At 65.6% G+C, this 18429-nt stretch carries 17 protein-coding genes; 3 read left to right on the top strand and 14 right to left on the bottom strand.

Features of this window, described 5'->3' with window-relative positions; translation table 11 throughout:
• Nucleotides 1-40 precede the first annotated feature (40 nt).
• The gene (locus ACW172_RS08845; RefSeq protein ID WP_492034742.1) at nucleotides 41-1432 is read right to left on the bottom strand and encodes a sensor histidine kinase; all 1392 of its coding nucleotides are present in this window, start codon (nucleotides 1430-1432) and stop codon (nucleotides 41-43) included.
• A complete protein-coding gene (locus ACW172_RS08840; RefSeq protein ID WP_183197663.1) occupies nucleotides 1410-2087 on the bottom strand; it encodes a winged helix-turn-helix domain-containing protein in 678 nt (225 codons plus the stop codon). Before ACW172_RS08840 ends, ACW172_RS08845 begins: the two co-directional genes overlap by 23 nt.
• 347 nt (nucleotides 2088-2434) lie before the next feature.
• Between ACW172_RS08840 and ACW172_RS08835 the strand changes: the two genes are divergently transcribed.
• Both ACW172_RS08835 and ACW172_RS08830 read left to right on the top strand, forming a co-directional pair.
• Nucleotides 2435-3055, top strand: coding sequence for a DedA family protein (locus ACW172_RS08835; RefSeq protein ID WP_183197662.1), 621 nt, complete (start codon nucleotides 2435-2437; stop codon nucleotides 3053-3055).
• Between the two features lie 347 nt (nucleotides 3056-3402).
• A complete protein-coding gene (locus ACW172_RS08830; RefSeq protein ID WP_183197660.1) occupies nucleotides 3403-4026 on the top strand; it encodes a methyltransferase family protein in 624 nt (207 codons plus the stop codon).
• A gap of 140 nt (nucleotides 4027-4166) precedes the next feature.
• Here ACW172_RS08830 and ACW172_RS08825 read toward each other — a convergent pair whose 3' ends face one another.
• The 5 genes from ACW172_RS08825 to ACW172_RS08805 form a co-directional block, all read right to left on the bottom strand.
• Nucleotides 4167-4676: an isoprenylcysteine carboxyl methyltransferase family protein gene (locus ACW172_RS08825; protein ID WP_419755900.1), complete on the bottom strand. Its 510-nt coding sequence runs from the start codon at nucleotides 4674-4676 to the stop codon at nucleotides 4167-4169.
• Nucleotides 4673-5725, bottom strand: a complete 1053-nt coding sequence (locus ACW172_RS08820) for a type III polyketide synthase (protein WP_492034741.1) — start codon at nucleotides 5723-5725, stop codon at nucleotides 4673-4675. Before ACW172_RS08820 ends, ACW172_RS08825 begins: the two co-directional genes overlap by 4 nt.
• A gap of 310 nt (nucleotides 5726-6035) precedes the next feature.
• On the bottom strand, nucleotides 6036-6230 hold the full coding sequence (locus ACW172_RS08815) for a DUF1289 domain-containing protein (protein WP_135194134.1): 195 nt from the start codon (nucleotides 6228-6230) through the stop codon (nucleotides 6036-6038).
• A 7-nt stretch (nucleotides 6231-6237) separates the two neighbouring features.
• Nucleotides 6238-7350 carry a nickel/cobalt efflux transporter gene (locus tag ACW172_RS08810; RefSeq protein WP_135194135.1) on the bottom strand — a complete coding sequence of 371 codons (1113 nt, stop codon included), beginning with the start codon at nucleotides 7348-7350 and terminating at the stop codon, nucleotides 6238-6240.
• A 7-nt stretch (nucleotides 7351-7357) separates the two neighbouring features.
• A complete protein-coding gene (locus tag ACW172_RS08805; protein ID WP_088582496.1) occupies nucleotides 7358-7633 on the bottom strand; it encodes a metal-sensing transcriptional repressor in 276 nt (91 codons plus the stop codon).
• 67 nt (nucleotides 7634-7700) lie between these two features.
• Here ACW172_RS08805 and ACW172_RS08800 point away from each other — a divergent pair, with 67 nt between their 5' ends.
• Complete coding sequence (locus ACW172_RS08800) at nucleotides 7701-9020, top strand: MFS transporter (RefSeq protein WP_492034740.1); 1320 nt, start codon at nucleotides 7701-7703, stop codon at nucleotides 9018-9020.
• Between the two features lie 31 nt (nucleotides 9021-9051).
• Here ACW172_RS08800 and ACW172_RS08795 read toward each other — a convergent pair whose 3' ends face one another.
• The 7 genes from ACW172_RS08795 to ACW172_RS08765 all read right to left on the bottom strand — a co-directional run bounded on the left by ACW172_RS08795 (nucleotide 9052) and on the right by ACW172_RS08765 (nucleotide 18147).
• A complete protein-coding gene (locus ACW172_RS08795) occupies nucleotides 9052-9768 on the bottom strand; it encodes a transmembrane anchor protein (RefSeq protein ID WP_135194137.1) in 717 nt (238 codons plus the stop codon).
• Between the two features lie 13 nt (nucleotides 9769-9781).
• Nucleotides 9782-10510: a HupE/UreJ family protein gene (locus ACW172_RS08790; protein ID WP_035308114.1), complete on the bottom strand. Its 729-nt coding sequence runs from the start codon at nucleotides 10508-10510 to the stop codon at nucleotides 9782-9784.
• Nucleotides 10507-13695: an efflux RND transporter permease subunit gene (locus ACW172_RS08785; RefSeq protein WP_135194138.1), complete on the bottom strand. Its 3189-nt coding sequence runs from the start codon at nucleotides 13693-13695 to the stop codon at nucleotides 10507-10509. Before ACW172_RS08785 ends, ACW172_RS08790 begins: the two co-directional genes overlap by 4 nt.
• Before the next feature lie 14 nt (nucleotides 13696-13709).
• On the bottom strand, nucleotides 13710-14972 hold the full coding sequence (locus tag ACW172_RS08780; protein WP_035308110.1) for an efflux RND transporter periplasmic adaptor subunit: 1263 nt from the start codon (nucleotides 14970-14972) through the stop codon (nucleotides 13710-13712).
• Nucleotides 14969-16285: a TolC family protein gene (locus tag ACW172_RS08775; RefSeq protein WP_184279850.1), complete on the bottom strand. Its 1317-nt coding sequence runs from the start codon at nucleotides 16283-16285 to the stop codon at nucleotides 14969-14971. The genes ACW172_RS08780 and ACW172_RS08775 overlap by 4 nt, the downstream gene beginning before the upstream one ends.
• 53 nt (nucleotides 16286-16338) lie before the next feature.
• On the bottom strand, nucleotides 16339-16785 hold the full coding sequence (locus ACW172_RS08770) for a hypothetical protein (protein ID WP_088582500.1): 447 nt from the start codon (nucleotides 16783-16785) through the stop codon (nucleotides 16339-16341).
• Nucleotides 16786-17100: 315 nt separating this feature from the next.
• Nucleotides 17101-18147: an acyltransferase family protein gene (locus tag ACW172_RS08765; RefSeq protein ID WP_244304231.1), complete on the bottom strand. Its 1047-nt coding sequence runs from the start codon at nucleotides 18145-18147 to the stop codon at nucleotides 17101-17103.
• Between the last annotated feature and the right edge of the window lie 282 nt (nucleotides 18148-18429).

Below are 18429 nucleotides of genomic sequence, written 5' to 3'. Positions count from 1 at the left end.
GATGGCCGTCAGAAAATCGACCGCGGCCCTAGTGCTCGTCTCACGACGGCGAGAGAGGAATCCGCAAGGCGACGGCAAGGCCGGGGAGGCGGTTGGTGATGGACAGCGTACCGCCATGCAAGGATGCGATGGCGGCGACCATGGACAGCCCCAGGCCAGATCCATCGGTATGGCGGCTGCGGTCAAGCCTGTAAAAGCGTCGGGTCAGGTGCTTCAACTCTTCGGCTGGTGCACCCGGGCCATCGTCTTCGACCGAGAGCTCGGCGTCAGCACCTGCCCGTGCGACCAGGACCCGTAGCGTCTGTCCCGGCGCGCCATGGGTCAGCGCGTTGTCGACGAGACTGGCGATCACCTGGGCGAGCATGGTCGGATCGCCATTCACGCGGACGTCTTGACTGACGATCAGGGTCAGGCTCCAGCCCGCCTGATCCGCCGCCGGAAGGTAGGCGTCGACCACATCGGCGGCCACGGCGGCAAGATCGACGTCGGTGAACTGCCGACTAGCGCCGCCCTCGATTTGGGCCAGTCTCAGCAGGGCTCCGAAGATCTCAAGCAATCGGTCGGTCTCCAGAACCGCCTCTGTAATCAGTTCGTCGCGCTCTGTTTCCTCCGCGCTTTGGGCGTCCTCGAGCGTGTTGCGCAGCCTGGTCAGCGGGGTGCGCAGATCGTGGGCGACATCCGAGGAAACCTGCCTCAACGCTTCCATGGCGGCCTCGAGCCGTTCGAGCATCGCGTTCAAGGTGTCGGCGAGATCGTCGAACTCGAGCCCGATGCCCAGTGACGGCAGACGCTCGGAGAGGTCGCCGCTCATCACCCGTTCGGCGGCTTCTGTGACGCTCTTCAAGCGCCGCAAGAGCACGGCGCCGGCGGCGATGCCGCACAACAAGGCCAGAAGCACGAGAGCGACCCCGCCCCAGAGCGCCAGGCGATGCAGCCACTGGCGCAGTTCGGCCAGGGCGTAGGTATCGCGTCCCACGGCGATGAAGGTGCCGTCCCGCGCGCGCGCGGTCAGCACGATGACTTCGATCCGGTCACTTTCGACGTCGTCTTCCTTGGCGTCCACAGGCAGATGGATGCTCGCTACGCCTTTGATGCGTTCGACCGCGTCCGGAAGTCCGGCGCTCAGCCGATCGCCGCCGGGGGTGACGACCAGATAGCTGAACCGTTCGGGCTGGCCGCCCGAGACATGTTCGCGAAGCGACGCCACGAGGGCTGCGCCGCCCTCGGCATTGGCATCCGCGATCAGCACAGAGACCTGGTCGCGCAGCGCATCGCGGGCTGTCTCCTCGGCGAAGCGACCGACAGCGATATCGAGCACCAACAACAGCAGTCCGGTCCCGAGACCGAAAACAAGCGCGAAGAGAAGGGCCAGACGAACGCTGGTGGTCTGCCACAGACCGGCCGGGCCCCTACTCCGGTTCGTCAAGGACATAGCCAACGCCGCGCAACGTCCGGATCAACTCCACGTCGAAGCCTCGATCGACCTTGGAGCGCAAGCGGCTGACATGGGCATCGACGATATTGGTTCGGGGATCAAAATGGAATCCCCACAGGCTCTCCAGCAGCATGGTCCGGGTGACGGTCTCGCCGATGCGCCGCGCTAGGAACTCCAGCAACTTGTATTCCTGCGGGGTAAGTTCGATCCGTTTGCCAGCGCGGATCACCCGGCGGCGACGGGTGTCGATGACCAGATCTGCGAGGGCGATCGTCTCGCTCAGCCCGGACAACGGTGGCCGACGCACCAGGGCATTCAGGCGCGCGAGCAACTCGCTGAAGGCGAACGGTTTGACCAGATAGTCGTCGGCCCCGCCTTCGAGACCTGCGACACGGTCCTCGACCGAGCCGAGAGCGGTCAGGACGAGGACCGGGGCAGCGACCCCTTCGCTGCGCAAAAGGGCAATGGCGTCGAGCCCGTTCAACCCCGGCAACATCCGATCCATGACGAGAACATCGTAGGCCCCGGCCATGCCCATCTGGACGCCCTCATTGCCCGAGCGGGCGACGTCGACCGTGTGGCCGGTCTCGGCCAGGCCCCGGGCGATGAAGCCCGCCGTGCGTTCGTCGTCCTCAACGACCAGCACCTTCATGACACGACGCCAGGGTTCATGTCGGCCACATGATCACGATGCAGGGTCGGTCGCCAGTCCGACGCCGCTATTGCCGTCCCGAATTAACCCGCCCGTCAGACTAAGCGTAAACTGCGCGACCTAGAACGGTGGCAGACCACGAGAGAATGCCGCTTGCCCTTCGGCGCCACTACGATTGCCCCCAACGCCGTGCTTGTTTGCAGGCGCGACGATCCGTCGATCGGCGACGCATCCACATCGGCGCAGATCCATGGATTCGCGCCCGCTTGGGTCAGACGGGTTCTGTCCTGGGTCTGGCTCTGTCGGTACAGGATTCCACCCCCAAAACTCGTGATAGATGCAGCCAGATGTTCGATCTGATCGTCGGCATCATCGCCGCCACCGGTGTTTTGGGCGTCGCCGTCCTGATGTTCGCGGAGAACATCTTCCCTCCGTTGCCGTCCGAGGTGATCATGCCGCTCGCCGGGTTCGCCGCCGCGCGAGGCGACATCGACTTCGTTTTTCTGGTCATCGCCGGGACCGCCGGAGCGGTTCTCGGCGCCTGGGTTTGGTACGAGATCGGGCGTCGGGTCGGCCTGGAACGGCTGCGACGCTGGTCTGCGTCGCACGGCCGTTGGTTGACGCTGGCGCCGGACGAGGTCGATCGGATGGCCGGTCTGTTCACGCGGTTTGGGGCTCTGACGGTGTTCCTCGGCCGCCTCCTGCCCACGGTTCGCACCTTCATCTCGATACCGGCGGGCGTGACCCGGATGCCGCTTGCCGACTTTCTGGTCTGGACCTCGGCCGGCACCGCCCTCTTCACCTTCACCCTTGCGTATGCGGGTTATCGGCTTGAAGCCCACTACGATCGCGTGGAGGCTTGGTTGAACCCTTTGACCACTGGGGTTCTGGCCTTCGCTGTGCTGGGCTATCTCTATCGGCTTGTGACCTTTAGGCCGCGCCCTGGCGCAGGGGTGCACGATGGTTGAGCTCTCCTCTTTCTGCGAGGGTAGGGTGCGAGCTGAACCGATTGGTGGTCGTCCGTCCGGATCGCCGGCCACGGAGAGAGACGGGGGTGCACCTCGGCCTCATCCCCTCTTCGACCGCGTCGTGGCGCGTTGTGGCGGTGGGTGCAGGAGCCGCCCCCACCACGGTGACAGGTCGACACCGACGGCGTCCTTCAAACGCAATCTCAACGAAAGCCTCGCTGGACTGTCTCTTCCCGAGGCGGCAGGCCGACCCACGAAGCCCTTGCAAACATGCCGACGCCATTGACTCGCCCTTTCACCACTATCCGGCGTCTGATTGATGTGCGCCGACTGCCCGGAATCTGACCATGTCGGAAGACAAGAACGCCGCCATTCAGCGCATGCAGTTGATCCGCAAGGTCGTGCTTTTCGTTCTGATCATCGCCGTGGTCATCCTGGCTGCCTTCAGCCGGACCCTGAGGGGTGAGACGCCGTTTCACGAGGGCCTGGAGACTGTCGGCCTGATCCTGATCGGCGTCGCCATCGTCGGGCGGGGCTGGTGCTCTCTCTATATCGGAGGGCGCAAGAAGGCCGAGATCGTGGATCGTGGACCCTATTCCATCACCCGAAATCCCCTCTATGTCTTCAGTTTCGTCGGCGCCTTTGGGATCGGCGCCCAGACGGGCAGCATCGTTTTGGCCGTTCTGTTTCTGCTGATCGCCGTCGCGGTCTTCTGGGCGACCGTGAAGAGCGAGGAGGCCTGGCTGCTCGACGCCTTCGGAGCGCCCTATGCGGCCTACCTCGATCGCACGCCTCGTTTCTGGCCAGACGTCTCGAAGTGGCGGGACGCCGAGACCCTCGAAGTCCGCCCCATCTTTTTTCTGGTCACCCTCAGGGATGGCCTGGTCTTTCTGTTAGCGATCCCGATCTTCGAGCTGATCGAACACGCCCAGACGAGCGGCTGGATCCAGACGGTGTTCACACTGCCCTGAGCCAGGCGCCGCGAACTCGCTGGACCGCCTAGAACCAAAAAGCCGCTTGGCTGGTGGACGGGGGCGTCGCACCAGAGTTGCCGAGCTCACCGAGCAGGACCCGCGCCTGCTGACACGACAGGAAGGCCCCGAGCGGTCTCCTATCCCGGCTGCGCTCCGGCGGTTGCCGCCGAAAGAGCGCGGGCTTCGCTGCGTATGCGCACCCACATCATCGCTGCGTTGAGAAGGCTGAACACGATCGCATAGCCGACCAGTCCGAAGGCCACCGGCAGGACCGCGATCTCGAGGGCGACCACGACATAGTTGGGATGGGAGACGAAGCGATAAGGCCCCCGAGTGACCAGCGGCGCGCCTGGCAAAGTGATGATCCGGGTCGTCCAGCGGGACCCGAGGGTGGCGATCACCCAGACCCGGCCTGCCTGGAGCAGAACGAAGACGGCGAGCAGGGCAAGGTTGACCGGCCTGTCCCACGCGAACGCCCACAGCCCCAGGAGCCAGGCCCCGTGCAGGAGGACGATGAAGACGTAGTGGTCCGCGCCCGTCTCGACGGCGCCCTGGGCGCGCAGACGGCGAGTGTTATACTCGGCCAGAACCAGTTCACCGAGCCGCTGCGCAGTCACCAGGGCGAGGACGACGATGGACAGCATCATGCCGCCGACCTCAGAGTTACGGTGCTCAGGGTGAAACCTGGCCCCAGGGCGGTCACGACCGACCGGTTCGGCAGACCCTGCCGTCTCGCGCGGTCGAGGACATAGAGGACAGTGGGCGCGGACATGTTGCCGTGGTCGGCCAAAACCTCCCGTTCGTGATCCAGACTGCCCTGATCGAGGGACAGGGATCTCTCCAGGGCGTCGATGACCTTCATTCCGCCCGGGTGACAGATGAAACGATCAACATCCTCAAGCTCCAGGCCCTGGCGTTCGAGCATCCCGACCATCGCCGGTCGAAGGTTTTCGCGGGCGAACGGAGGAATGGCGCGGTCGAAGATCACGCCCAGACCGGTCGGGCCGACGCGCCAGCCCATGACGTCCAGACTTCCAGGCCAGGTGTGTTCGCCCGCCGCCTCGATCGAGGCGAAGCCCGCCTCGCCGCAGCGAACCACACAAGCGGCCGACCCGTCGCCGAACAGCGCCGTCGCAACGATGTCCGCCTTGGTCAGATCCTCCATCCGGAATGAAAGGGTGCAGAGCTCGACCACGACCACAAGGATCACGGCCCCCGGCGAGGCCTGGGCCAGCCTTCCCGCAAGGGCGAGGCCCGTCGCTCCGCCGGCGCAGCCGAGGCCGAAGACCGGGACCCGCGCTGCATCGGAGCGAAATCCCATCCGGGCCATGGCGCGGGCCTCAAGGCTGGGCGTGGCGATGCCCGTCGACGAGACCGTGATGATCACGTCAACATCGCACCCCTTCAGGCCTGCTTGATCGAGAGCCGCTTCGGCGGCGCGGGCGAACATGCCGACCGCGATGTCGAGATAGGCCTGGGTCCGTTCCGGCCAACTCCGTGGAGTGAGATACCAATCCAGGGGCATGGCCGATTGCCGCGTCCTGATCCCCGCAGTGTCGAACACGGGCAGCATCCGGTCGATTCCGGGAAACCGGTCTCTAAACAGCGCCTGAGCGACCCGGACCACGTCCGTCTGGGTCATGACATTCGGCGCGTTTGCGGTCGCGATGGAGAGAAGTTTGGCGGAAGCCGGCATCGAGGTTCGCTCCGGTCGGCATCGGTTGCGACCCGAACGCTAATCGCGCGAAAGCTTCAAGGTTCCAAAAAGGCTTACAGTACAGCTAGATAAGAACCGGCATCACTCGCAAAAGCACCCAGAAGCGGAAGCATAGCGTTCGAGGATGAAGCACGAAACAGCTCCCGAGATGGGCGGTCGGCGTGCCTCTCGACCAGTTCATTCTCGACCGCTATCTCGCCAGCGCCGGTCAGAATGAGACGTCGTCGGGTCTCAAACGCCGTAACCCGCAAGGTGGACCGGAGCGATGGCCACGGCCTCACGTCTCTTTTCACACCGTCGGTTTCGGTGTGAGGTTGGCTGAAAGCCTGGCGAGACGACGCGGCAGATCCCGTTCGATGGTTCTCTTCTGATAGGGACTAAGCTTGCGCCAGCCCGCTATCTCCGGGCGCGTTCGACCACAGCCTTCGCACTGACCCGAGCGGCCGTCGAAGGTGCAGATATCGATACAGGGCGTGCCGGTCATGAAGGAACTACCCGGCCAGGGCCACGACGGCCTGCCAGGTGAGAACCAGGCCGACGATGGCGATCAGCCCGCCTGAAAAATAGGGCGCTTTCCGCGCAAAAGCCGCGAAACCTCCCGACCAGCGCTTCTCCGCATGCCGCATCCCGATCGCCGCTGCGACACCGACGGTGACCATGGTCGCCGCCAATCCGATCGAAAAGCACAGGACGAGGGTCGCACCCAAGGCCACCTGCTTCAGCTGCAGGCAGAGCAGCAGGACGGTGATCGAGGCCGGGCACGGGATCAGGCCGCCTGTCAGGCCGAAGAGCATGATCTGCCAGGTGGTCACCTTGCGGTTGGCGAACCGTTTCTTGATGTCGTTGGCGTGGGCGCGTTCATGGGCGTCCTGGTGGCCGGGGTTTGAGACATCCAGGCCGCCGTGGTCATGACCATGCTCGTGATCGTGTTCGGCGAACTCGACGTCGAAGTCATGGGTGTGATTGCCGTGGCCCAGAACCAGCCGCGCCGTGAAGGCGTGGGGTTCGGGAATGACGTCAGCCGATTCGAGATAGCCGTCGCGTGTCTCGAAGTGGAATGTCTGGACGGAGCCGTCCGCGCGCGTGGTGGCGACCTTGATGTCGCCGGCCCTCGGGACAGGACCGTGATCGGGGGCAAACCGGAAGCGCGGCGGAATACCGTCCTCGAAGATACTCAGGCTGACGACGCCATGGCCCGTGTCGATCCAGCGCGTCTCGTCGTGGGTGTGGTCATGATCATGCTCGTTATGGACGGCGTTCTGCTCGCGCCATGTGGCCAACAGCATCCATGCGGCGACACCGAGGATGATCACGGCCGAGGCCAGTTGGAACCAGCCCTCCGAGGCTTCGATGTCGAAGAACTGACCGAAGTAAAGACCGGTCAGGGCGATCGCCCAGACGATGGCCGTGTGCGACAAGGTCGCCGAAAGCCCGAGCAATACCGCCTGCCAGACCGTCCCGCGCACGGCGACGATGAAGGCCGCCATCATGGTCTTGGAATGCCCCGGCTCAAGACCGTGAAGCGCCCCGAGAAGGAGGGCCGAGGGAATGAACAGCCAGGCATGGGCCGAGCCCTGCGCGAGCAGGTCCGCAAACGGAGTCATCGGCGTCTCACAGGTATTTGGTGATGTCTTTGAACTCGGCCATGGCCTGCCGCGCCTCAGCCGGATCGCCCTCCGCCGCATGGGCGAGGCAATGGTCGATGTGATCGTGGATCAGGGCCTTCTTGGCCGCCGCCACGGCCTTCTCGATTGCGTGAAGCTGCTGGGCGAGGTCGAGGCAGGTGCGGCCGCCCTCGATCATGGCGATGGTTTTCCGCAGATGTCCCTCGGCGCGTTTGAGCCGATTGACGATCTCGGGATGGGATTTATGGACGACGTGGGCCATAGCAAGATGCTATCCCCCCGGAGGGGATAAGGCTAGCCCCCTGGCTCGACCCGCAGGATGATCTTCGATGTTTTCCCCGCTCCGACATGCCGGTTATCGGCACCTGTTTACGGCTCAGGTCGCGGCCCTGCTCGGCACGGGCATGGCGACGGTGGCGCTGGGTCTGCTGGCGCATGATCTGGCCGGGGCCAATGCCGGCGAAGTCTTGGGGATGGCCCTGGCCATCAAGATGATCTCCTATATCGGCGTCGCGCCCTTCGCGAACGCCCTGGCGGCCAGGCTTCCCCGCAAGGCCCTGCTGGTCTCGCTGGATGTCGTCCGGGCCTGTGTCGCCGGCGCCTTGCCGTTCGTTGGCGAGGCCTGGGAGGTCTATGCCCTGATGACGGTGCTGTACGTCGCCTCGGCGGCCTTCACCCCGGCGTTCCAGGCGATGATCCCCGACCTGCTGCCTGACGAGGCGGAATACACCAAGGCCCTGTCGCTCTCGCGCCTCGCGGCCGATCTCGAGAGCGTGGCCAGTCCCGTGCTGGCGGCCGTGCTCCTCGCCTTCATGAGCTACAACAATCTGTTCGCCGGGACGTCCCTCGGCTTCGTTATCTCGGCCCTTTTCGTCGTCACGGCTGCACTGCCGGTACTGACGCAGACGGCTCAGAAACCCTTCATCCAGCGGCTCACGGGCGGGGTTCGCCTGTTCGCTTTGACGCCACGTCTGCGCGGTCTGATCGCCATCAGCATCGCCGCGGCCGCCGGCGGGGCCATGGTGTTCGTCAACACGGTCGTCCTGGTGCAGTCCCGCTTCGCCATGTCCGGCCAAGCCGCCGCCTGGGCGCTAGCGGCTTTCGGGGCGGGGTCGATGGCGGCGGCGATCGCCCTGCCTCGCCTGCTGGACCGGGTCGCAGACCGGACCGCCATGTTGTGGGGCGCCGCGATCATGACCCTGGTGCTGCTTGGGGGATCGGTGCTGGCGACCACCTATGTCGCCCTGCTCATCCTCTGGGCCGTCATGGGCGTCGGCTATTCGCTGACCCTCACACCGGCGGGTCGCGCCTTGCGTCGGTCTTCCAACGCACAGGATCGTCCGGCCCTGTTCGCGGCGCAGTTCGCCCTGTCCCACGCCGCCTGGCTGATCGCCTATCCGGTCGCCGGTCTGGTCAGCGCGGCTGCGGACCCCAGCGCGGCCTTTCTGGTGCTGGCCGCCCTGTGCGCGTTCGGAACGGTCCTAGGATTTGTAGTCTGGCCTGCGAACGACCCGACGGACCTGCCGCATCGGCATGACGCACCGGCCGAAGACGATCCGCATCTGGACGGTCAATCCGGAGAGGCGTTGCACAGCCATCCCTTCGTCATCGACGAGCGCCACCCGCGATGGCCGACGACGAAGGAGTGAGCCCAAGGCGGGAGACATCCGACCGTAAGCCTCAGTCGACGAAATCGACGCTCTCGTAGTCGCCCGAGGTTTGAAGCGTGATGGTGACACGCTCGCCGCTGCGGTTACGCCAGAACCAGCCGTGATGACCCGCGAAAGCGGCCGTTAGCACCCCCGTCTCGCGGGCGGAGGTTCCCTTGCTATAGCCGTGATAGGTGATCCCTTGGCCGTCACCATGGGTGTCATAGTTCACCGCCGGGCCACTGGTGGACCAGGTGAAGTTCGCCTTCGCGCCGTCCCCCATGGCCATTTTGATCTCGGCCCCCTCGTCAGGCTCAAGGGTCAGGGACGTGCGATGGCTGCGACCCGCCGATGCGCCATTGGTTGTCGTAGCTGCGGCTGCCGTCTGGGTCGTGACCGCTGGCGGGACGGCTTCGGTCTTGCCAGACCTGGCCGGCTCCTGAGTTGCGGTGTCTGGTGAGCCCACTGGTGCGGCTGCCGGCAAGGCAGGCGCGGTCCTCGTGGATGTAATGACCGCCGCCGTTGAGGCCGCTTCAGCCGCAGCTTCAACGGCGAGTTGGCGCTTGATCCGGCCCATCTCGGTCAGCCCGAAGACCGAGCCGATGCGGGTAGGATCGACGCCGTACTCGGCTGGAAGGACCACGGTGACCAGCAGGGCCGAGGCGATGACGACGGCGACGCCGGTAGACTTGAGCAGCTTGGCCGTCGACGGCAGTTCGGCGGGATCGGGTTGATTGAGATTTTGCATGGAAGGTCTCCCGTCAGGCGACGAAGAAGCCGACGAGCTGATAGCCCGTCAGGATGAAACCGAGGATCATGAGGATGACGTTGGCCAGATAGGCGTGGCGCCCGAAGCTGGCGGTCCGGCGCCAGAATCCCATGGCGATCAGGATGGCTCCGAGCGCCAGAAGCTGGCCGATCTCCACGCCGATGTTGAAGGCGATCAGGTTGACCAAGAGGCCGTCTGAAGACAGCTGGAAGTCCTGCAGTTTGGTCGCCAGACCCAGGCCGTGGAACAGACCGAACGCCAGGGTCGCGGCCCTGGCGTCCGGCTGGACACCGAACCAGCGTCGGTAGGCCCCCATGTTGTCGAGCGCCTTGTAGACGACGGACAGGCCGATGATGGCGTCGATCAGATAACTGGAGACGTTGACGTTCAGCATCACGCCCAGCAGCAGGGTCGTCGAATGCCCGACGGCGAACATGGTGACGTAGAGGCTGATATCCTTGAGGCGGTAGAGGTAGAAGATCACCCCGAACAGGAACAGCAGATGGTCGTAACCGGTGACCATGTGCTTGGCCCCCAGATAGACGAAGGGCCAGAAGACGATGCCGGACGTCTCCTGGATGTAGCCCTTGTCCCCTGCCGCCACCCCGTGCGCCAGGGTGGCGGTGAACAGGCCGTTGAGGAAGAGCACCAACAGGCCTGCGCTCAGCAGGCCGATGGGCGTTCGCAACCAGGCGGTCGCGCGCTGGAGACGCGGGTTCATGAAGTCCTCCGGGAGTATGCGAAGGGAAGCCGCTCACGCCACGACCGTCTGACGCCGTTCGGCGAAGACGGGCGGCCGTGGACGAGGCTGTAGAGGGCGGGGAGCACGAGCAGGGTCAGCAGGGTCGAGGAGATGATCCCGCCGATGACGACCGTGGCCAGCGGGCGCTGGACCTCGGCGCCGGCTCCGACGTTCAAGGCCATGGGCACGAAGCCGAGGCTGGCGACGAGCGCCGTCATCAGCACCGGGCGAAGACGGGTCAGCGCCCCCTCCCGGATTGCCTCGCCAAGAGGCTTCCCTTCGGCGATCAGGCTGCGGATGAAGGTGACCATGACGACACCGTTGAGCACGGCGACCCCGGACAGGGCGATGAATCCGACCCCCGCCGAGATCGACAGAGGCAGCCCACGCAGCATCAGGGCGGCCACCCCTCCGGTCAGGGCCAGAGGCACGCCGGAGAAAACGATGGCCGAGTCCTTGACCGAGCGGAACAAGGCGAACAGCAGGCCGAAGATCAGCAGCAACACCGCGGGAACCACGAGTTGCAATCGTTTGGCGGCCGAGATCAACTGCTCGAACGTTCCGCCATAGGTGACCCAATAGCCGGCCGGTATGGCGACCTCAGCATCGACCCGGTCCTGAACCTCGCGGATGAACGAACCCAGGTCGCGGTCGCGGACATTGGCCGTGGTCACGATGCGGCGTTTGCCGTTCTCTCGGCTGATCTGGTTCGGACCCTTTGTGAGTTCGATCGTGGCGACCTCATTCAGGGGCACGAACTGACGCGGCTGTCCTTCGCCCGCCGGGAGCGGGACCTGGAGACGACCGATGGCGTTGGTGTCGGCGCGCAGACGCTCGGGCAGGCGGACAACGACGTCGAAACGACGGTCACCCTCGAAGATTTGCCCGGCGGTCGTGCCGCCCATCGAGGTGGAGATAACCGACTGGACGTCTTCGATGCTCAGGCCAAGGCGCGCCATGGCGGGTCGGTTGGGTGTGATCTGGAGCACCGGCAGGCCGGTGATCTGTTCGGTCTGGGGATCGGCGGCCCCGTCCACCGAGGCCACGATGGCTTCGATCTCGGCGCCGAGGCGCAGCAGTTCGTCGAGATCGTCGCCATAGACCTTGATGGCGACGTCGGCCCGCACCCCGCTCAGCAGTTCGTTGAACCGCATCTGGATCGGCTGGGTGAACTCGTATTTGCTGCCGGGAATCTCATTCACGGCCTCTTCCATCTCGGCGACGAGGTCGCCGCGAGACTTGCGAGGGTTCGGCCAATCCTTCCTGTCCTTCAGCATGATGAAGGTGTCGGCGACCGAGGGCGGCACCGGATCGGTGGCGACCTCGGCGGTGCCGATCTTGGCCACGACCCGCTCCACCTCGGGGAAGCGGGCGATGCGGGCTTCCAACGCAGTCTGCATCTGCACGGCCTGGGTCAGGCTGGTGCCCGGGATGCGCAGGGCGTGCATGGCGATGTCGCCTTCGTCGAGATTGGGCACGAACTCCGAGCCCATCCGCGACGCCCCGAACCCGGCGAGCAGCACCAGCACGACCGCAATGCCGATCATCAGGCTGCGGGTCCTGAGCGCGAAGTCGAGCGCCGGCTGATAACCCACCCGGGCCCAGCGCATCAGGAAGCTGTCCTTCTCCTCGACCTTGCCGGTGACGAACATGGCGACGGCGGCGGGTACGAAGGTCAGGGACAGCAGGAGCGCTGCCGTCAGGGCGATGACGACGGTGATCGCCATCGGGTGGAAGGTCTTCCCCTCCACCCCGGTCAGGGCGAAGATGGGGACATAGACCAGGGTGATGATCATGACCCCGAATAGCGAGGGCCGGATTACCTCGCTGGAGGCGGTCGCCGCCAGATCGAACCGTTCCTCGCGGGTCAGGATACGACCCAGGCGATGCTGGGCCTCGCCGTAGCGCCTGAGGCAGTTCTCGACGATGATGACGGCGCCGTCCACGATCAGGCCGAAGTCGAGCGCGCCGAGGCTCATCAGATTGCCGGAGGTTCCGGTCCGCACCATGCCGGTGATGGTCATCAGCATGGTGACGGGAATGACCGCCGCCGTGATCAGGGCCGCGCGGATGTTGCCGAGCAGCAGGAACAGCACGACGATGACCAGCAGGGCGCCCTCGACGAGGTTCTTTTCGACGGTGTGGATGGCGCGTTCCACCAGTTCGGTGCGGTCGTAGACCGGCGTGGCGACGACACCGGGCGGCAGGGCCTTGGCGGCTTCATGCAGGCTGGCGGCGGCGGCCTGGGCGACGATACGGCTGTTCTCGCCAGCCAGCATTAGAACCGTCGCAAGGACCGTCTCCTTGCCGTTCTCGGTCGCGGCGCCGGTGCGAAGTTCCTGGCCCATTCCGATGTCGGCGAAGTCCAGGATGCGGATCGGAATGCCCCCACGCGTGGCGATCACGATGTTGCCCAGGTCTTCACTCGTCGAAGCCTGCCCCGGCACCCGGATCAGATACTGTTCGCCGAAGCGCTCGACATAGCCCGCGCCGACGTTGGCGTTGTTGTTGTCCAGCGCTTCGACCACCTCGGCCATGGTCACCCCGTAGGCCGCCAGCCGCTGCGGATCGGGTGTGACGTGATACTGACGCTCGTAGCCGCCGACGGTGTTGACCTCGGTGACACCGCGCGTGTTGCGAAGCTGGGGCCGGATGACCCAGTCCTGAAGCGTGCGCAGGTCTTCGGTCGTATAGGGCTGGCCGTCGGGACGTCGTGCACCCGGCTCGGCCTCGACCGTATACATGAAGATCTCCCCGAGGCCGGTGGCGATAGGGCCAAGTTCAGGGGTGACGCCGGGGGGAAGCTGACCGAGGGCGCTTTGGAGGCGCTCATTCACCAGTTGGCGTGCGAAATAGATGTCGGTGCCGTCGTCGAAGATGACGGTCACCTGGCTCAACCCGTATCGCGAAACCGAGCGGGTGTATTGAAGGCCCGGAACGCCTGCGACGGCGGTCTCGACGGGGAAGGTGATGCGCTGTTCGGCCTCCAGCGGCGAATAGCCGGGGGCTTCGGTGTTGATCTGAATCTGGACGTTGGTGATGTCCGGAGTGGCGTCGATCGGCAGGCGCTGGAAGCTCCAGACGCCGATGGCGCAGGCCAGGAGGACGAGCCCCATGACCGCCCATCGGAAGCGGATCGACAGGGCGATGATGCGTGCAAGCATGGTTCTCGCGCCCCCTAGTGATCATGGCTCGCGCCGGACTTTTCGATGTCCGCGCGAATGAGGAAGGCGCCGTCCACGACGTATTCGGTTCGGGGTTCGAGCCCGCCAAGCACCTCGGTCCACTCGTCGGTCCTTCGGCCCAGTTCGAGCATCCGCACCTCATAGGTGTTGCCGACCTTGGCGTAGACGACCTGGAAATCGCGGAACGGCTGGATGGCCTTGGTCTGGACGGCGAGAGGCACTGCACCCTCACCGACCTGAACGGTGCCCTGTACTCCCAGGCCCGGCCGCCAGACGCCGCCCTGATAGGCCAGTTCGACATGGGCGATCAGGGTCTGGCTCATCGGATCAGAGCCGGGCAGGATGGTTTCGATGACGCCATTGAAACGGTGGTCACCTGCCAGACTGGTGACCTCGACCCGCTGGCCCCGGCGGACACGTTCTGCATCGCGCGGATAGAGGGCGAACTCGGCATGGAGGCGGGTTGGGTCGCCGATCACCAGCATCGGCTCGCCGCCCGCGCCGGTGATGGCCCCGGCGTTGACGTTCTTGGCCATGATGACGCCGGAGATCGGCGCGGTGACGGAATAGGTCTGGAGGCTCTCGCTGGACTCGACCCGCGCCACAACCTGGCCTCGCGATACGCGCTGGCCCAGTTCGACGTTCAACGCCATCACCCGACCCGGATAGCGGGCGAAGACATCGCTCTGGCCCTCAGGCGTGATCTCGACCCGACCGCTCAACGGCAGAGACTCGCCCAGGACTGCGGAACCGGCGCGCTGCGTGGTGACGCCACCGGCGCGGGCGGCGTCGGCTGAGATGACGGTGCGACCCTCATAGGACTGGTAGGCCCAGGTCGATCGCTTGCCGTTCTGGGTCGCCGCGACCGCCACGTCGAAGGAGTGCGGCTCGGAGACGACACCGGGGCTGGCGAGATAGTCCTCGGTCGGGATGAAGGTGAACCGATCGACCTTCGGCCCGAGACGGGTCAGGGCCATGGTCGCCTGGACCTGACGTGGATCGAGCGGCTTGTCCTTCAGATAGGGATAGAGCCGGAACAGGGGCTCTGGTCCTTCCTCGAAGATGGTGATCTCAAGGGCGAAGTCTCCGTCGCGGAGCATCCGGCCTCGGTGAGGGCCACGCTCATAGTCGGCGGCGGCAGCCTCGCCGTTTTCGCCTGCCTTTTCGGCGGGCTTGTCTCCGCAAGCGGCGGCGGCGAAGGCGAGGACGATCGCAGACGCAACGAGCCAGCGCCGCGAAGGTGTCAGGCGGATCATGGTTGAGTCTCCAGGGCGAGGATCAGGTCGCCGTGCGCGCCGGTCAGTCTGTCGAGGCGGGCGCGATCGATATGGAATTGCTTGAGCACCGCGACGCGGCGGGCGCGGGTCTGCAGCAGGGCGGTCTGGGCGGAGATGACGTCGTTGTAGGTGAAGCCGCCCCTGTTGAAGCCGTCGCGCACCAGAACGACGGCGCGCTCGGCCTGGGGAAGGGTTTCCTGCCCGATCCTGCGAGCTTCGCTGGCTCGGGCCATGACCTGAACCTGCAGGCGCGCGATCTCACGTTCACGGTCGATGCGGGCGGCGGCGAGATCACCCTCGGCGGCCAGCCCCTCCGCTCGGGCGCGGTCGATGGCCCCGAGGTTCTGGTCGTAGCGACCAAGGGGAATCGACGCGCCGACGACAAAGCCGAGGTCGTTGCCGTCCCCGAAGTGACGGACGCCGGCGCTGACCGTGGCGTCCGACCGGGCGCGGGCCGTCTCCACCGCCACCCGGGCGACGGCGATGTCGCGCTGTGCGACGAAGATGTCCAGGTCCGCCTGGGCGACCCCATCCGTGACGTCGAGCGCCGACCGGGTGTCGGCGAAGGTCTCGGCGCCAAGGGTGAAGTCCGATGACCCATCCCAGAACCGGGCCAGCGAAATGTTGGCGACCCGGACGGTAATCCCGGCCTGATCGAAGTCGATCTGGGCCTGAGCCAGTTCGGCCTCGGCGCGCGCCCCGGCGAACAGAGGATCGCGCGCCATGTCCACGCGGCGACCGACCTCGGTCTGGAACCGTTCGGCGAGGTCAAGGCGCTCGCGGGCGATCTCCAACTCGGCCTGAGCCGCCAGAGCTTCCGCCCAGGCGCGCTGCACCTGTTCGAGCCGGTCCAACTGGCGAATGCGCGCGGTGGCGTCGACCAGCAGCCCTTCGGCTTCGGCGAGAGAGACACGGGCGGACCTGTCACCGCCCCGCTCGAACCGTTGCTCGACTGTGAGCGTGGTCTCGGTCCGACGGAACAGGTCGCCTCCGCCGATGGTCGGAAAGTTCTCGACCATCACCCCAAGCGTGGGGTTGGGACGAACGTCCGCCTGACGCACGGCTGCCCGCGACGCCTGTCGCCGGGCCTGGGTCGGTGCCAGTGAGGGATCGACCAGGGCGGCTCGACGCAGCGCCTCGTCCAGCGACAGTACAGGCGCGGTGGACGTGGCCGCCGCATCCTGTGCGACAGCAAGGGTCGGCGGCAGCGAGGCCGCCAGAATGAGCGCGAGGGCCGACACGGCCGTCAGTCGCGCCCACGGCCCGGCAATGCCGGACGATGGGGTCTTCAAGGGATTCTCTCCGGGAAACGGGGGTGCACGCGCGACCGATTGGCCGCGTCGGATCAGATGATCGTGCGCGTCCGTCTGGGAGGGTATTCAGGCCCGTCGCCGTCGTGGGCCGGACGTGCGCCATCGCCCGCCGGCTGGATCAGCACGGCGTTCATGGCGACGAGGGGGCTCAGATCGCGGTTGAGGATCGGGATGGCGGTGTGGCTGTCGCCGCTCGTATGGTGGTGATGGCTTGCTGGACGCCCGGCCTCGCCCTCGTCTTCGCCGTCTTCGGCTTGATCCAGTGGATCCTCGGCCGGCGCGTCGGGGGCGATATGGACGTGCAGCGAGCCATGATCGACGTCCGCGATCTCTGCGTGATCACCGTGGCCGATCGCGACTGCCGGCCAATCCGACGCATGGGCAATCTGGTGCCGCCCTTCCTGAACCCCATGCAGGCTCAACGTCGCCACGAGGGCGGCGCACAGGCTGACGCAAATGGTGCGAAACAGGCGAGACAAGATTGAACGGCTCCTTCATCCGCCATAGTGCGACCCGATCCCAATGGCAACGGTCGAGGTTGCCGCATCACGATATGGCTAGGATTCGTCCTTCAGGTGGATACGTGATGGCGGAGGTCGGGAGCTCCGTTGACGGCTGCGACGATGCGAACATTGATCGATCCGCCAGTCGTGGTAAGGGGCGGCATGGGAGTGACTCACTATCATTCTCAAAATGTTTTCTTGGTGGGCTGCGGGTCGCTGCGGCGCCAGTGCGGCGCCGACCGGTCGGGATTGACCGACGCCGAGGCAGTACCCACGTCTCGTGGCCCGGGGTCAGGCCGGCGCTGCGGGCCGGGCTCGCCGGCTTTCGAACCGGCGTCGGATCCAGGTTCGCCCAGGTTTCTCAACGAGCAGATGCAGGGCCGCCGCGATCAGCGCCGTGACGACGAACAACCCTGCCAGTTCGACTGGCGTGATGCGGAAGGCGCTGTCGATGCCGCGCAGTTCGGCGACCACGCCCTTGAAGGCGACGAGGACGGGCATGTGCACGAGATAGAGGGCGAAGGAGGCTTCACCGGCGAAAACCAGCGCAGGGGCGGCGAGAGGCCCCTCGCAGTCCGCGCGTGCGAGCAGGGACCAGGTCAGGATAACGGGGGCTGAGAGGGCGACGATGATCCGGTCGTCCAACGACAGCTGCATAGCGCCGAGCAACACGAGGGTAGCAGCCAGGGCGGCGGCGATGGCGACGGGCCGGCTCCAGCGCCAGCGATGGCCCAAGCCGTAGAGCGCCATGCCGATCAGAAAGGCCGGCGCTATGCGCAAGATGCCCATGTCGTCCTCGGCCCGAGGCAGAACCTTGCCGAAGGTTGAGACGTAGGCCGCGTCGATGACAACATAGCTGACGATGCCCAAGCCGAGCAGGAACCAAGGACGATGTCTCATCCGGATGGAGAGAAGGGCGTAGGCCGGGAACAGCAGATAGGCGAACCATTCCGCCGAGAGCGACCAGGACGGGCCGCTCCAATTGTATCCGATTTCGCTTGGAAACCACGCCTGTACCAGGAACAGGGTCTTGAAGAAGCCCTCTGTCGTGTAGGTCGAGAGATCGAACGGAACGCCAGAGATTGAAGCTCCGAGCACCATGATCAGAACACCGCCTAAAATCGCCAGATGGAGGGGATAGAGCCGAGCCAAGCGGGCCACGAGGAAGCGCCTGTAGCTGAACGTTCCTGCGGCGAAAGCGGGGCCGTAGACGTGGGCCAGAATGAAGCCCGACAGCATGAAGAAGGCGTCGACCCCCAGCCGGCTTCGCTCGATGATCGGGCTGTAGCCCAGGGCCGGATCCCACTGAAGCTGGTAGTGGAACAGCACCACGCCCATGGCCAGGAAGGCCCGCAGGCTGGTCAGGGCCCTCAGATCAGCCGGGTAGCCTTCGTGAGTCGGAGAAACGGACGTCATGAACGATGGCCCCCACGGCGGGCGGCACAGGACGGACCGCTTAATTGGTCTACGCATCGGTCGCCGCCATCCCTCATCCTCTCGCATCCGGGGGTCAGGCCTGCCGCGCTGGAGAAAAGGCCATGATCTGATCCTGCGCCGCTCGCGGGCTCATGGCGGTCGGCTTGCAGGTTTCATCGGAAGGCGGGATGACGCGTGCCACCG

The organism is Brevundimonas sp. ALps5 (assembly GCF_058681645.1).
This window is presented reverse-complemented; position numbering and strand designations above follow the sequence as displayed.